Source organism: Micromonospora sp. NPDC048839, from assembly GCF_040649915.1.
Taxonomy (GTDB): Bacteria; Actinomycetota; Actinomycetes; order Mycobacteriales; family Micromonosporaceae; genus Micromonospora.
Map to the genome: position 1 here is coordinate 346,534 of NZ_JBEZGL010000006.1, position 15,472 is coordinate 362,005.

Below are 15,472 nucleotides of genomic sequence, written 5' to 3' on the forward strand. Positions count from 1 at the left end.
GTCCGGTTGTTTTCCCGTGCACCGGTCGGGCACGCTTTAGCGGTGACGACGCACGGCGATTCCGCCACCCGTTCCGGCGCGCCCGCCGTCGCAGCCCGCACCGGTCCGTCGGACGCCGCGGAGGAGCCGCCCGCCACCACCGGGGGCGACGGCCTCCCCGGTTCCCTGTCGGGCCTCCGGGAGGCGATCGGTGCGACCCGGTACCCTCTCGCACTGCCCTCCGCCGGCCCCGCCCGGCACACCGCTACCGCCCTCGCCGACCAGCTCGACGACTACCTGCTGCCCCGGCTCGCCCGGCTGGACGCCCCGCTTCTCGTGGTGGTCGGCGGTTCCACCGGTGCCGGCAAGTCGACACTTGTCAACAGCCTGGTCAAGGCCCGGGTCAGCGCCGCTGGCGTGCTCCGGCCGACCACCCGTTCCCCGGTGCTGGTCTGCAACCCGTCCGACGCGGCGTGGTTCCGGCAGGGTGACCTGCTGCCGGGCCTGACCCGCACCACCGAGCCGAGCGACGACCCCCGCGCCCTGCACCTCGTCACCGCCCCCGCCCTCCCCGCCGGGCTGGCCTTCCTCGACGCGCCCGACATCGACTCGGTGGTCGACGCCAACCGGGCGCTCGCCACCCAACTGCTGGCCGCCGCCGATCTCTGGCTCTTCGTCACCACCGCCGCCCGGTACGCCGACGCGGTGCCCTGGGAGCTGCTGCGCAGCGCACGGGCGCGCGGCGCGGTGATCGCCATGGTGCTGGACCGGGTGCCCGCCGAGGCCACCGAGGAGATCGCCGCGCACCTGACCGAGATGCTCGCCGAACAGGGCCTCGGCCGGGCGCCGCTGTTCGTGTTGCCGGAGACCTGGGTCGACGGGCAGGGGCTGCTGCCCGAGGGCGCGACCGCGGCGCTCGCCGACTGGTTCGCCCGGCTGGCCGGCGACGCGGACGCTCGGGCTGCGGTGGTCCGTCAGACGCTGGACGGGGCTCTGGCCGCGCTGCACCCCGCCGTCGAGGAACTGGCCGACGCCGCCGACGAGCAGGTCACCGCCGCCGACGGACTGGACGACCGGGTCCGTTCCGCGTACCGGGGTGCCGAGCGCACCGTCGAGCAGGGGCTTCAGGACGGCCGACTGCTCCGGGGCGAGGTGCTCGCCCGCTGGCAGGAGTTCGTCGGCACCGGAGAGTTCTTCCGCACGCTGGAGGCACGGATCGGCCGCCTCCGGGACCGGGTCGTCGCCGCTGTCACCGGTCGACCGGCACCCGCCGTCGAGTTGCGCAACGCCATCGAGTCGCAGCTGGTCACGCTGCTGCGCGGGGTGGCCTCGGAGGCCGCCGAATCGGCGTACACGGGCTGGAAGGCGCATCCGGCGGGCAGTGGGCTGCTCGAGCCGAAGCTCGCCCACCCGAGCGACGACCTGCCCGAGCGCGCCGAACGGATGGTCCGGGACTGGCAGCGCGGGGTGTTGGAGCTGGTCCGGGTCGAGGGCGGCGACAAGCGGTTCGTGGCCCGCACCGCCGCGTACGCGGTCAACGCCACCGGCCTGGCCGTGATGATCGCCGTCTTCGCCTCCACCGCGTTCATCCCGACCGGGCTGGAGCTGGCCACCGGGGCTGGCACCACGGTCGCCGCGCAGGCCGTACTCCAGGCGATCTTCGGCGACCAGGCGGTGCGTACCCTGGCCGCCAAGGCCCGCACCGACCTGCTGGCCCGGGTGCGGACGCTGCTCGACGCGGAGGCCGACCGGTTCCTCAGCCGCACCGCCGACGCCCGCCCCGCCGCGGACGCCGGCGACGGGCTGCGCCGGGCCGCCGGCCGGGTCGAGCTGGCCCGGCACCGCAGTGGCCTGTCCGCTGGCGGCGACACCCCGCCGGCCCGCGACGAGGAGGGCTTCCGGTGACCAACCTCACCGGCCGGGTACGCGAGGCGTTCCGCGGTGACCAGCGGGTGGACGCCGACGAGCTGATCGCCCGACTGGACGCGGTCCGGCGCTTCCTGACCGCGGTGGACGGCCTGCTGCCCGACGCCGAGCTGGTGCCCGCCCACACCCTGGTCGAGCGGGCCGGCACCCGGTTGACGCTGTCCCGGGACCACACGGTTGTCGCGCTGGCCGGTGCGACCGGCAGCGGCAAGTCGAGTCTCTTCAACGCGCTGGCGCAGCTCGAGCTCTCGCCGGTGGGGGTCCGCCGGCCGACCACCGGCGTCACCCACGCCTGCGTGTGGGGGCCGTTGGCGGGAGCCAACCAGTTGCTCGACTGGATCGGCGTGTTGCCGCGACACCGCTTCGTCCGGGAGAGCGCCCTGGACGCGGACGACGAGACGGCGCTGCACGGGCTGGTCCTGCTCGACCTGCCCGACTTCGACTCGGTGCAGCGTTCCCACCGCCTGGAGGTGGATCGGCTCCTCGGCCTGGTCGACCAGGTGGTCTGGGTGGTCGACCCACAGAAGTACGCCGATCGGGTCATCCACGACAGCTACCTGCGCGAGTTCCACCGGCACCGCGACGTCACGGTGGTCGTACTCAACCAGGCCGACCGGCTGTCCCCGGCCGAGGTGCCCCGCGTCCTGGACGACCTGCGTCGACTGCTCGACTCGGACGGGCTGACCGGGGTGCCGCTGCTGTCCACCACCGCCATCGACCCGGCCGGCATGGTGGGGCTGCGCGGCGCGCTGGAGCGGACCGTCGCCGAGCGGCAGGCCGCGCTGCGCCGACTCGCGGGTGACGTCGACACGGTCGTCGCCGGCCTGGACGAGGTGGTCGGCTCGGCCCGCCCCACGGGTGGACCGGGCAACTCGACTGTCGACGGGCTGAACCGGGCGTTGGCCGGAGCGGCCGGCGTACCCGCGGTCACCACCGCCGTGGAGCAGGCGTACCGGCATCGGGCCGGCGCGGCCACCGGCTGGCCCGTGGTCCGGGGTTGGCGGCGGCTGCGACCCGACCCGCTTCGTCGGCTGCACCTGCCCGGCCCGACCGGCGGCCGGGACGACCCGGCGGAGAGCCTGGTCGCGGCCACCTCGGTGCCGGAACCATCGGCCGCCCAGCGCTCGGCGCTGAGCCTCGCGATCCGCGCGGTGGCCGACCGGGCCGCCGCCGACCTGCCCGCCGCCTGGCCCGGAGCGGTGACCTCGGCCGCCCGGTCCCGCCTCGGCGACCTGCCGGACGCGCTGGACCGCACGATCGCCGGCACCGACCTCGGCCTGGACCGTCGACCGCTGTGGTGGCGGGCCGTCGGAGGTGTCCAGTGGCTGGTCACCCTCGCCGCTGTGGTCGGGCTCGGCTGGCTGGCGCTCGGGTACGCGCTGCGGGCGCTGGGCCTGCCGGCGCTGGACAACCCGACGGTCGGTCAGGTGCCGCTGCCCACCCTGCTGCTGCTCGGCGGCCTGCTGGCCGGGCTGCTGGTGGCGGCGGTGACCCGCCCGGTGGTGCGCTGGGCCGCGCGGCGTGCCCGAGCCCGAGCCGAGCAGCGGTTGACGGCGAAGGTCGCCCTGGTCGGCGAGGAGTACGTGCTGGCACCGGTGCGGACCGTGCTCGACTCGTACGCGCAGGCCCGCGACGCGCTGCGGGACGCCGCCGGCCGCTGACGCCTCGCACGGCTCGCTACCGCTCTCCATCGGCCCCAGGCGGCGTAGGGTCGGAGCATGGCCACGCCTGAGACCCCCTACGACGCGGTGCTGCACGCCGCACGCGACGTGACCAAGCTGGAGTCCGCCCTCGACGCCGAGATGCTCGGCAGCGCGCTGCTGGGCAGTGTCTACGCCATCGCGGAGACCGACCGCGACACCGCCGTACGGGAGTTCGTCACCGGGTTCCTCGCCGCCACCGCCCGTCGCCGGGTCGCGGCGGCGACCACCATCCGGCAGGTCTTCGCCGCGCTCGTCCCGGACGCCGGGGGCACCGATCGGGTCCGTCCGGGCAGCCAGGCACCCCCCTGGTCCGGGCAGCTCGGCCGGGTGCACCTCACCGGCACCTGGGCGTACGGCGACGTGTACGGCGACCAGACCTCCTACCTCGCCACCTTCGCCTACGACGACGCGTCGGGCGGCACCGAGCACGCGTTGGTGGCCCTGGTGGACCACAACATCGGGATCACCAAGGACATCTTCGTCGGCGGCCCGGCGGAACGGATCCTGGACCAGGTCCGGCAGATGTGCGCCGACGACGAGTTGACCTGGTTCCGTACCGAGAATCCGGCCCGGCTCCGGGGCGAGGTGGCCCGCCATCTCGCGGTGACCGACGACCTCAGTGAGCTGCCCGGCGAGGGTTCCCTCGCGACCGACCGGGCGCTCGTCGGTGCCCGGCTGGCGCTGCTGCCCACCGCGGCCGAGCCGACCGGCCCGGCGGCGGTCGAGCCGCTCTCCGCTGCTGAGCGCACCGACCTGGTCCGGCAGTTCCTCGCCGCGCCGGAGGCCGCCCGCTTCGGGTTGGACGCCGTCGACGGTGCGGAGTTGGCCTCACTGCACTTCTGCCTGAGCCTGGTGCTGGACCACTCGGCGAGCTTCCCGGACGGCGACCCGATGCGCTGGAGCCCGGCGGTGTCCGGGCTGTTCCTGCTTGACTGGGTGCACCGCCGTGCGGTGCTGGACATGGACGACGCGGCGATGCTGCCCCGGGTGCTGCGTGCCTGGGCGCGGTACGCGTCCCGCCAGCGCGGGCTGCCGGAGGCGGCGGCGACGCGTACCGACGAGGCGATCGAGGAGATGGTGCCGGAGTTCGCCCGCCTCTACTCGACGGGTGAGCGGCGCAGCCCGGCGACCGCGGCGGTGGCGCAGCTGATGGCCGACGGGGTGGACCCGGACGATCCGGCCGCTCTGGACGCCTGGATCGAGGCGAACCGGCACCGCCTCGCCGACGACGGCGCCTGACGGTCCACCCGGGGCGGGCGACATCCCGTCCGCCCCGGCTCTCGTCCGCCCCGGCTCTCGTCCGCCCCGGCGGCGGGCCTCGGTCGGCGCAGATCGCGGTCAGCGCAGCGCGCCGAAGACCACCGCGGCGATCAACGCGCCGAGCACGCCACCGGCGAGCACCTGCGACACCGTGTGGTCCCTGAGCCGCACCCTGGACCAGCCGACCAACACCAGCAGCGGCGCGGCGACGACCAGCCGTGTCCCGAAGGTCAGCATCAGGATGACGAGTGTGCCAGCGGCCACCGCCGAGTGGATCGACATCTTCCACCAGTGGCTCACCGACACGCTGACCACGAGACCGACGAGTCCGGCCACGGCCAGCGCCAGCACCGGGCGGGGCGCGCCGAGCACGACGAGCAGGGCGAGCCCTGCCGTCACCGAGGCGAGGCCGACCAGCAGCGGCGCGCGGCGCTGCTCCCGGCGGCCGACGTGGTGGTCGGTGAGGCGGCCACGGCGTACCCCGCCCACGACGTAGGCGAACGGAATGCCGATGACGAAGAGCGTGGCGAGCAGACCCCACACCAGGCCCTGACCCGGGCGGCGCGCGCTGTGCCAGCTCACGGTGACGATCAGCAGCGACACGAGCACGGCTGGCGCGCTCACCTCGGTGACCAGCCGGGCGACCCGCAGCCCCGGGCCGGGTCGGGTGGTGACCGGGCGGAGTCTCGCACCGCCGCCCACGCCACCCCCTCCGGTACGTGCCTGACGCCGGCCACCGCCGGCATCGGATGGGTCACGCCTGAGGGTCACCGTACCGTCGGGGCGTGAACCGTGGGGTGCGTTGGTCAGGCCACCGGGGAACGACCGACCGGGGGCGTCTGCGAAACGACCGGGGGCGTCGGGACCGCTGGGCCGGGCCGGCTGGTCGGTGAGGCAGGAGCGGCGGGTGACCCGGGGGTGGTGACCGGCGCTGACGGTGCCCTGGTCGGCACGGCGGTCGCGGTGGGGACGTCGGTCGGGCTCGGGTCCAGCGTCGGGCTCGGGTCCAGCGTGGGCGTCGGGTCCAGCGTGGGGGTGGGGGCGGGATCCGTCGGATCGGGATCGGTGGGGTCCGGGTCGATGGGGTCGGTCGGGTCGGGATCCGGCGGGTCGGTCGGGTCGGGGTCCGGGGGGTCGGTCGGCGTACCGGTCGTCGGCGCTGGCGGGCCGACCGGGGGTACGGCGGGCCAGGTGCCGCGGGGTGGCTTCGGGGCCAGCGGCGGGTAGGTCGCCGGTCGGCCGGGTCCCGGGCCGGTCACGGTCTCCGATCCGGGCCTCTCCGAGGTACGCCGGGGAGCGGCGGGCAGCCAGCCGCTGGTCGGGCCGACGCTGGGCGTGCCGGGTGGCGGCAGCGCCGGCTGGCTGGTCATCGGCATCGGGATCACCACCGGCCCAATCGACGGGGTCGGGATGAACGGGGTGCTGCTGTCGGGCAGCGCGGTGCTGCCGGGGGTGGCCGAGCCCGCGCTGATCGCGGCGAGAATGGGCATCGACGCGGTGCCGGCCAGCAGTGCGACGGTCAGCAGGTAACCCCGGGAGGGGCCGCCCGCGCCGGGGGCGCGGTGGACGCCGACCACCCGGCGGTAGCCGCCGGCGGACCGGTGTCGGCCGAGTGCTGGTGTGCCGGGACCGTCACCTGGCTCGTGCACCGCGCGCACCCCTTGTCGTCGGCCGTCAGTGGACATGGATGGACGCCGCGTCATCGCTTGGCCGCCACCGCCGCCAGGCTCGCCGCCGTCAGCCACAAAGCAGGCATATAACCCGATAAAGATGATCCTGCGGGATTCAGCCTGACCCAGTCACCCTCCGTCAGCCAACCTCCACCGCGTGTCGACACGCCGGGCTGACCGAACCGTGACGAATCGTCGCCGGAACGTCTCGGAACGGCAGGCCGGCAGGAGGACGACAAACACCGGCAAAGGGTGGGCGGTCGGAATACGGGGCGGGCGTACTGTGGGCGCGCTCACCTGCTCTGCGAATATGGAGCACGACGGCAACGCAGCCGTGACCTCCGCGCACCCACGCGGTAGGCGCGGCCCGGGGCCGGCGCTCCCGATCCGGGTTCGGCCAGAACCCGGCTCACGCCGTGCGGCAACCCCCACCGGGGCTAGGCGCGGCCGCCAGGAACCGGTCCGGCAAGAGCCGGACAGGCGCACGAGTTGCGTGGCCGGGTGACCCCCCGGTGCCGACGCAGACACGACAGGGAGAGACCGATGGCAAAGGGCGACCCCGGGGGCACCACCCGCGGCAGGCGGGCGGCACCCCGCTCCAAGAAGGGCACGGCCGGCGACCCCGAGCTGGTGCAGCTGCTCACCCCCGACGGCGAGCGGATCGACAGCGCCACCGGGCCGGACGGCACCGAGTACCGCGTCGACTTCACCGACGAGGAATACCGCGGGCTCTACCGCGACCTGGTGCTCGTCCGCAAGCTGGACGCCGAGGCGACCGCTCTCCAGCGCCAGGGCGAGCTGGGCCTCTGGGCCAGTCTGCTCGGCCAGGAGGCCGCGCAGGTCGGCTCCGGGCGCGCGCTGCGGGCGCAGGACATGGCCTTCCCGACCTACCGGGAGCACGGCGTCCTCTACTGCCGGGGCATCGACCCGATCATGCCGCTCGGCCTGTTCCGCGGTGTCGACCAGGGCGGCTGGGACCCGAACGAGTTCAAGTTCAACATGTACACGATCGTCATCGGCGCGCAGACCCTGCACGCGACCGGGTACGCCATGGGCATCACCATGGACGGCAAGGTCGGCACCGACGACGGCGAGGCCGCGATCGCCTACTTCGGCGACGGGGCCACCAGCCAGGGCGACGTGAACGAGGCGTTCGTCTGGGCCAGCGTGTTCAACGCCCCGCTGGTGTTCTTCTGCCAGAACAACCAGTACGCGATCTCCGAGCCGCTGGAGCGGCAGACCCGCGTCCCGCTCTACCAGCGGGCCGCCGGCTTCGGCTTCCCCGGCGTACGGGTGGACGGCAACGACGTGCTGGCCTCGTACGCGGTCACCCGCACGGCGCTGGACAACGCCCGGCACGGGCAGGGCCCGAGCCTGATCGAGGCGTACACCTACCGGATGGGCGCGCACACCACCTCTGACGACCCGACCCGCTACCGCATCGCCAGCGAGGTCGAGGCGTGGCAGGCCAAGGACCCGATCGCCCGGGTCAAGGCCTTCCTGGAGAAGCAGCAGATCGCCGACGCGGCCTTCTTCGCCGAGGTCGACGACCAGGCCCGCCGCGAGTCGGTGCACCTGCGTGAGCGGGTGCTCGACATGCCCAACCCCGAGCCGGTGACGATGTTCGACCACGTCTACCCGAACGGCTCTCCGCTGCTCGACGAGCAACGTGCGCAGTTCAGCCGCTACATGGAGTCGTTCGAGGGGAGCGCCCACTGATGGCCACGGAGACGCTCACCATCGGCAAGGCCCTCAACACCGGCCTGCGCCGCGCCCTGGAGAACGATTCCAAGGTCATCATCATGGGCGAGGACGTCGGCAAGCTCGGCGGCGTCTTCCGGATCACCGACGGGCTCCAGAAGGACTTCGGCGACCAGCGGGTGATCGACACCCCGCTGGCCGAGTCCGGCATCATCGGCACCGCTGTCGGTCTCGCCATCCGCGGCTACCGGCCGATCTGCGAGATCCAGTTCGACGGCTTCGTCTACCCCGCGTACGACCAGATCGTGTCGCAGGTGGCGAAGATGCACTACCGCTCCGGCGGCCGGCTCAGCATCCCGATGGTGATCCGGATCCCGTACGGCGGTGGCATCGGCGCCGTCGAGCACCACTCCGAGTCGCCCGAGGCGTACTTCGCGCACACGGCCGGCCTGAAGGTGGTGACCTGCTCCAACCCGCAGGACGCGTACGTGATGATCCAGCAGGCCATCGCCTCGGACGACCCGATCGTCTTCCTGGAGCCCAAGCGGCGCTACTGGGAGAAGGGGCCTGTCGACCTGGACGCGCCGCTGTCCGAGGCGTACCCCCTGCACTCGGCTCGCGTGGTGCGGCCCGGCACCGACGTGACCGTGCTGGCCTACGGGCCGATGGTGCGGACGTGCCTGGAGGCGGCGACCGCCGCCGCGGAGGACGGCCGGGAGTTGGAGGTCATCGACCTGCGTTCGCTCTCCCCGCTGGACCTGGCGGCGGCGTACGAGTCGGTGAAGCGCACCGGCCGCGCGGTCGTGGTGCACGAGGCGCCGTCGAACATCGGCCTCGGCGCCGAGTTGGCCGCCCGGATCACCGAGGAGTGCTTCTACTCCCTGGAGTCGCCCGTGCTGCGGGTGACCGGCTTCGACACCCCCTACCCGGCCTCCCGGGTGGAAGAGGAATACCTGCCCGACCTCGACCGGGTGCTCGACGCCGTCGACCGCACCTTCGGCTGGTGATCGACATGTCCCGGATCAAGACGTTCAACCTGCCCGACCTGGGCGAGGGGCTGACCGAGGGCGAGATCCTGGCCTGGCTGGTCAAGGTCGGCGACACGATCGAGCTGAACCAGCCGATCGTCGAGGTCGAGACGGCCAAGGCGGCGGTGGAGATCCCGGCGAAGTGGGCCGGGCAGGTGCAGGCGATCCACCACCCGGAGGGCACCACGGTCGAGGTCGGTACGCCGATCATCGCGATCGACACCGACCCGGGCGCCGGGCCGCTGGACGTGCCGTCGACCACGGCCACGCCCAGCGCGGACCTGCCCACCCCGTCGGCGGCTTCGCTGGCGGCGGTGGAGGTGGCACCGGCGGAGGGCATGATCGAGCCGGGCCTGATCGGCGGTGCCGCCCCGGGCGGGCGGACGGCGGTGCTGGTGGGCTACGGCCCGCGTACGACCGCCGCGAAGCGCCGCCCGCGCAAGGGCGGCGTCCCGGCGCAGGCCGCGGCGGCACCCGCTCCGGCGGCACCGGCTCCACAGCCGGTGGTCGCGCCCGTGGCGGCTCCGGCTCGTAACGGGCAGGCCGCGACGGCGACCGGTGGGCTGGTTCTGGCCAAGCCTCCGGTGCGCAAGCTCGCCAAGGACCTCGGGGTCGATCTCGGCACGGTGACCGGGTCGGGGCCGCTCGGCTCGATCACCCGGGAGGACGTGCAGCGGGCGGTGAGCGGCGCCGTCGTGGTGGCGGAACCGCTCGCGACGACGACGGCTCCCAGCTTCGGCGCCGACCGGGAGCAGCGCATCCCGGTCAAGGGGGTCCGCAAGTTGACCGCCGAGAACATGTCCCGCTCGGCGTTCACCGCCCCGCACGTGACGGAGTTCCTGACCGTCGACGTGACCCGGGCGATGAAGGCACTGGACCGGCTCCGGGGTCGGCGGGAGTGGCGCGACGTGCGCGTCTCGCCGCTGCTGCTGGTGGCGAAGGCGGTGCTGTTGGCGGTACGCCGACACCCGATGGTCAACTCGACGTGGGCCGGCGACGAGATCGTGGTGAAGGAGTACGTCAACCTCGGCATCGCGGCGGCCACCGAGCGCGGTCTGATCGTGCCGAACGTCAAGGACGCCGGCCGACTCTCGTTGCGGGAGTTGGCGGATGCGCTGACCGACCTGGTGCAGACGGCGAAGTCCGGGCGCACCTCGCCGGCGGCCATGTCCGGCGGCACCCTGACCATCACCAACGTCGGCGTGTTCGGGGTGGACACCGGCACGCCGATCCTGCCGCCGGGTGAGTCCGCGATCCTGGCCTTCGGCGCGGTGCGGGAGATGCCCTGGGTGCACAAGGGCAAGGTCAAGGTGCGTCAGGTCACCACGCTGGGGCTGAGCTTCGACCACCGGATCATCGATGGTGAGCTGGGTTCGAAGTTCCTCCGCGACGTCGGCGACTTCCTCGCGGATCCGGAGGCGGCGCTGCTCGCCTGGACCTGATCGTTCGAGACGCCAGCCACGGCCGGTGTGCCACGGGTTAACGCCCGGCACACCGGCCGTGTCCGTTGGGCGACGTAACCGTTGGTCGGACGGCCCGTTGACCTTCGATTGTTAGGCGGGTGTCTCAGCTCACCTAATAATCGTTGGAAGTTCCCCGGCTTCTGCTGTTGAATAGACACATCAGGGGCTGACAACCGAATAGCTAGGGGGACCCACCAATGAGCATGATCGAGCGAATCCGCAACCACCGCGACGCCACCCGCCGCGCCCGTGCCATCGAGCACGCGCTGCGCTCGGCGAACACGCCGGCAGTTCGCGAGGAACTCCTCGTCATCGCCCAGCGTCACATGAGCTGACGCTCCACGACATTTCGCACCTCCTCCAGATCGATGGCCCACCCGGCCCACCGGGTGGGCCATCGGCGTTCCCGGCCACCCGCCACCGGGATTCCGCCCTGCCGCAGCGCCCGGTACGGTGGGCTTCGGTCGCCGCCCGCCGACCCGGCAGAGGCCGAGCAAACCGAAGCTGCTCGACACCGACCGGCCACGGGGAGTGACGACCGGGCTCCTTGGACGTGCCGTGCCCGCACCCGATACCGTGCGGGGAGCCGGCACAGCGGTACGCCGGTGACGCCGGCAGCCATGCCGAGGAGACCGATCGGCACCGGCGAGCCGACATGTGATGGAGGAGGCGCACCCATGACGTCCGAGGGCCCGCACCGCACCGGCCAGGAGCCGGACGAGGTGTCACCGGGCGCCGGCGGACCGGCGCCGTACGGCGACCGCCCGGCGCAGCCGGACAACGGCCACAACGCCGCCGGCCCCGACCTGGGCTGGGCACCCCCGCCACCGGCGCGGCCCGACGCGTCGACGCCGGCATGGGCGACCCAGTCCGAGCAACCGCCGGCCCCCGCCTGGGGTGCCGCCGCTGCCCCACAGCCCACCGACCCGCCGCAGCCCGCCTGGGGTGCCGCCCCCGCGGCGCAGCCCAACGACCCGCCGCAGCCGGCGTGGGCGTCCGGCGGTGGCGCGAGCGAGCCGCCGCAACAGCAGCCGATCACCTGGCCCGGCAGCGAGGGCGCAGCGGCCCCGGCGCAGCCGGCCTGGGCCGCACCGCAACAGCAGGGCTGGACGCCGGCTGAGCAGAGCACGCCCGCACCCACCTGGACCGCGAACGCCGCCGAGCAGCCCGACTGGGTGCAGGCCCAGCCGCCCGCGCGGGGCGCCGCGCAGGTGCCGCCCGCCACCACCGCCTGGCCCGCCCAGGAAGATCCGGCCACGTCCGGTGGCTGGGCTGGCGCGGCGCAGGCCAACCCGCCCACCGCTGAGTGGCGCGGAGCCGAAGCCCAGCAGGCCGAGCCGCAGCAGGCCGCCTCCTGGTCCGGCGGCGCCCAGCAGGACGAGGCATCCGGCAATGGCGGCTGGCCCGCCACCGCAGCGGGACACGACGACCAGCCCGCGTGGACGCCGGCCGAGCAGTCGCCGCCGGCCTGGGGTCAGTCCGCCGAACCAGCCGAGCCCGCCCCCGGGTGGGGTCAGGCCGTCCAGCCCACCGCGGCCCGTGGCGCAGCCCAGGTGCCGGCACCGGCGACGAACTGGCCTGGGCAGGACGACCCGGCCCGCTCCGGTGGTTGGGCCGCGCAGCAGCAGCAGGCACAGCCCGCCGGGTGGGGTGACGGCGACGCGCGACAGGACCAGCCCGCGCAGCCGGCCGCCTGGGGCGATGCCGAGAGCCGCCCGCAGCAGCCCGACTGGGTGCTCTCACCACAGGAGCAGCCCGCCGAGCGGCCGGCACCGGTCGGGTGGACGCCCCCGGAGCAGAGCGCACTGCCCTCCCGTGCCAGCGCGCCCGGCAAGGACGGCCCGCCGGAGGTCGAGCCCTGGGCACCCGGCGAGGTGTGGGGTCGCGCCGAAGCGGAAGCCTCCGCGCAGGCCCGTGGCGGCTGGGAGGCGGACCGGGGCGACGAGGTTCCGGCCTACCAACCCGGCCCCGCGCCGGGCATCTCACCTGCGAACGCTGTGCCGCTGCCTCCGCAGGAGCAGCGCGTGCCGGGCGCCAGCCTGGCGGCTGCCCCGCCGGCCGACTACGCGCCCCAGGCCGCCCAGTTCCCCCCGATCCCCGAGCAGCCCGCGTACGCCGAGCGGGAGGCCCCGGACGCCGCCGCACAGTACGAGGCGGACCAGGCCGGTTGGGGCCGCGCCGAGGACGTCCCCGCGAGTGGCGCGGTGGTACCCGCACCGCGTACCTCTCCGGAGTCCGGAGCGGGCCGCGCGGTGGTGCCGGTGTCCGACGCCGAGTCGGCAGCTGGCGCGGCGGCCCGGGCCACGGCAAGCGCTTCGGTGCCGCTGGCCAGCCGGGTGATGCCCCCGACCGACCAGGCCATCCGTCCGACCGGCACGGCCACACCCCAACCCCGCGTGTACGGGCGGCCGGCCCGACCGGAGCCGGAGAGCGAGCCGGAGCCGGAGGCGTTCCAGGCCGACCCTGGTGCCGAGCGCCAGGCCGCCCCGGAGTGGCAGACCGACTCCCCGCACCAGGCCGCACCGGAGTGGGCGAACGACCCGCCCCGCCCGGCCACACCCGAGTGGGCGAACGACCCGCCCCGCCCGGCCACACCCGAGTGGGCGAACGACCCGCCCCGCCCGGCCACACCCGAGTGGGCGAACGACCCGCAGCGGCAGGTCGGCCCCGGCTGGGGCGGTGAATCCGCCGCCGAGCCGCGCTTCGACGACCGGCAGCCCGCCCCGAACGCGTTCGGCGAGGCCCAGGCACCGCCGCCGGCATTCCCGCCCGGCGTGCCGTCCTTCGTCGACGCGCCCGGCAACAACCGGCCGGTGAACGGCACGCGGCCGCACGGCGGTGCCGAGCGGCCGGCCGACCAGTTCGGCGGCCCCGGTTCGCCAGCCGCCGGCACCGCCGCGGTCGGTGGCGCCTCGACCTACGGCGCGCAGAACTTCGGCGGACCGGGCTCCGGCGGGCAGGGCTTCGGCGGGCCGGCCATCGACTCGGGACCGGGCAACAGCTTCCCGCCGGCCTTCCCGCCACCGCAGCAGCCCGTGCCGTCCTGGGGCCAGGAGCCCGGCAAGTCGGATCAGGGCCGGTTCGACGCGTTCAAGCCGGACGCCGAGGAGCCCAAGGCGGAGCTGCCGACGCCGAAGGTACGCAACGGTCGGGTGCTGGCCGCCGTACTGATCGCCGCGGTGCTCATCCTGGCGGTTCCGCTCGGCCTGCTGCTGCTCCTCGGGAAGGTCGGCAAGGACGAGCCGCCGGCCTTCGACCCGGCGGTCGGCGCCTGCGTGAAGCAGTCCGGCCAGGGTGGCGCCTCGGCGGCGACCTGCGGCGAGGCCGGCTCCTTCACCGTCGTCTCCAAGGTGGACGCGAAGGAGAAGTGCACCGACACGACGCAGCCGCACGTGGTGCTGCCGGGTAGCGGTGCCAACCGGGTGCTCTGCCTCAAGCCGGCCGCGAAGTAACTCCACCGGCGGCGGGGTCACGGGCAACCGTGGCCCCGCCGTCGTCGTACCCGGCGCAGCTCCGAACACGAACGGCGCGGCACCCCGTAGGACGTAAAGCGCCCGCCCCGGCATCCGGGACGGGCGCGCTCGTGCGTCTGTGGTCGGTTACGGCCGCTCGGCGACCTGGCTGACGAACGCGACCCACGCGACCGGCGAGAAGGTCAGCGCCGGACCCGACGGATCCTTCGAGTCGCGCACCGCGACGACGCCTGGAAGGTTGTCGGCAACCTCGACGCAGTCGCCGCCGTTGGCGCTGCTGCGGGTGCTCTTGCGCCACCGCGCGTCGCTCAGGTCCATGTTTCCGCCACTTCCCTTATGAGTGTGATCGACTGCCCATGAGATAGTGCCGCACCGCGAACGTTCTCCCATGCTGCCATGAGGAGGACCAGATCCGCCGGCTCGGACGCCACCTGGCCGTGAAGTTGGGTGTCGAGATAGCCGGCCGTTCGGTTATCGGCGCTGCTAGCGATGACGAACGGTCCCGACAGTCCAGCGTACGCCCCTGCGTAAGAGGGCACCACGTGCACGCGGACGTGAGGCAGGCGCTCCGTTTCGGCGAGCGACTCCAACTGCTCTCGCATCACCTCGGGTCCACCTACCGAGCGCCGTAACACCCCCTCGTCTACGACTGCCGTCAGCCATGGCGGGCCGTTCCCCGCGAGCACCGAGTGACGGGCCATCCGAGAGGCCACCAGCCGCTCCACGTCGTCCGGGGTGTGCTGTCCAGCGGAGTTGAACAGTGCCCGCGCGTATCCCTCCGTCTGGAGCAGGCCGGGCAGGACGAGCGGTTGGTAGGAGCGCAACGAATGTGCCTCACGTTCAAGCGCTTCCCAGGGCCGGAACCATACGAGGTCACGGTATCGGCGTTTTGTGTCCGGCCATATGTCTGACACTGCACATCCGAGTGCCCCGGCGGCAGCGGTCCGATGTGCCTGGTGCGGGATACGCCCCTCGCGCAGCCAGCGGTCGGTGGTCTTGGGGTCCACGCCAATGCGTTCAGCCAGGGATTCTGTTGTGAGACCAGACTTCTGTAACGCCATTCGCAGCGCGCCATTCACCACGACACCTCCCGGCACAGTAGACATCTGGACACCATAGTGACACGCGGTGATGTTGTCGTCTCAATAATGGCACGTTGGGCATAGATGGCGCGGCCGGTGGAGAGCGAACTCGGCGGTCGCGCTCGTAAGCGGGGCCGCTCCCGGCGGGCGAGCACTCACGGGAGCGGCCCCTTCCAACGGCAGTAGG

General features: G+C 73.8%; 12 protein-coding genes. 8 read left to right on the forward strand and 4 right to left on the reverse strand.

Annotation, left to right across the window (positions count from 1 at the left end):
- Positions 1–42: 42 nt before the first annotated feature.
- From AB0C25_RS14840 to AB0C25_RS14850, 3 genes are read left to right on the forward strand one after another with little or no spacing between them, the layout of a single operon-like run.
- Entirely contained in the window at positions 43–1,884 is a 1,842-nt protein-coding gene (locus AB0C25_RS14840; RefSeq protein WP_357373278.1) for a GTPase domain-containing protein, read from the forward strand.
- Positions 1,881–3,566: a GTPase gene (locus AB0C25_RS14845; RefSeq protein WP_357373280.1), complete on the forward strand. Its 1,686-nt coding sequence runs from the start codon at positions 1,881–1,883 to the stop codon at positions 3,564–3,566. Before AB0C25_RS14840 ends, AB0C25_RS14845 begins: the two co-directional genes overlap by 4 nt.
- A 57-nt stretch (positions 3,567–3,623) precedes the next feature.
- Positions 3,624–4,847: a hypothetical protein gene (locus tag AB0C25_RS14850; RefSeq protein WP_357373281.1), complete on the forward strand. Its 1,224-nt coding sequence runs from the start codon at positions 3,624–3,626 to the stop codon at positions 4,845–4,847.
- Between the two features lie 99 nt (positions 4,848–4,946).
- Here the strand turns inward: AB0C25_RS14850 and AB0C25_RS14855 are convergent, their stop codons facing one another.
- Together AB0C25_RS14855 and AB0C25_RS14860 are read right to left on the reverse strand one after the other, a co-directional pair.
- Positions 4,947–5,570, reverse strand: coding sequence for a phosphatase PAP2 family protein (locus AB0C25_RS14855; RefSeq protein WP_357373283.1), 624 nt, complete (start codon positions 5,568–5,570; stop codon positions 4,947–4,949).
- 104 nt (positions 5,571–5,674) lie between these two features.
- The gene (locus AB0C25_RS14860) at positions 5,675–6,517 is read right to left on the reverse strand and encodes a hypothetical protein (protein ID WP_357373285.1); all 843 of its coding nucleotides are present in this window, start codon (positions 6,515–6,517) and stop codon (positions 5,675–5,677) included.
- A 564-nt stretch (positions 6,518–7,081) separates the two neighbouring features.
- On the opposite strand from AB0C25_RS14860, the gene pdhA reads away from it, so the two are divergent.
- The 5 genes from pdhA (at position 7,082) to AB0C25_RS14885 (ending at position 14,182) form a co-directional block, all read left to right on the forward strand.
- Positions 7,082–8,257 (forward strand): pyruvate dehydrogenase (acetyl-transferring) E1 component subunit alpha, encoded by a 1,176-nt coding sequence (gene pdhA / locus AB0C25_RS14865; RefSeq protein WP_357373287.1) that lies wholly within the window; start codon positions 7,082–7,084, stop codon positions 8,255–8,257.
- Positions 8,257–9,246 carry an alpha-ketoacid dehydrogenase subunit beta gene (locus AB0C25_RS14870; protein ID WP_357373289.1) on the forward strand — a complete coding sequence of 330 codons (990 nt, stop codon included), beginning with the start codon at positions 8,257–8,259 and terminating at the stop codon, positions 9,244–9,246. Before pdhA ends, AB0C25_RS14870 begins: the two co-directional genes overlap by 1 nt.
- A gap of 5 nt (positions 9,247–9,251) precedes the next feature.
- Entirely contained in the window at positions 9,252–10,709 is a 1,458-nt protein-coding gene (locus tag AB0C25_RS14875) for a dihydrolipoamide acetyltransferase family protein (RefSeq protein ID WP_357373389.1), read from the forward strand.
- 218 nt (positions 10,710–10,927) lie between these two features.
- Complete coding sequence (locus AB0C25_RS14880; protein ID WP_357243345.1) at positions 10,928–11,065, forward strand: hypothetical protein; 138 nt, start codon at positions 10,928–10,930, stop codon at positions 11,063–11,065.
- 342 nt (positions 11,066–11,407) lie between these two features.
- Entirely contained in the window at positions 11,408–14,182 is a 2,775-nt protein-coding gene (locus tag AB0C25_RS14885; RefSeq protein ID WP_357373291.1) for a hypothetical protein, read from the forward strand.
- Between the two features lie 147 nt (positions 14,183–14,329).
- Here the strand turns inward: AB0C25_RS14885 and AB0C25_RS14890 are convergent, their stop codons facing one another.
- A complete protein-coding gene (locus tag AB0C25_RS14890; RefSeq protein ID WP_357373293.1) occupies positions 14,330–14,521 on the reverse strand; it encodes a DUF397 domain-containing protein in 192 nt (63 codons plus the stop codon).
- On the reverse strand, positions 14,512–15,282 hold the full coding sequence (locus AB0C25_RS14895; protein ID WP_357373391.1) for a helix-turn-helix transcriptional regulator: 771 nt from the start codon (positions 15,280–15,282) through the stop codon (positions 14,512–14,514). The genes AB0C25_RS14890 and AB0C25_RS14895 overlap by 10 nt, the downstream gene beginning before the upstream one ends.
- Between the last annotated feature and the right edge of the window lie 190 nt (positions 15,283–15,472).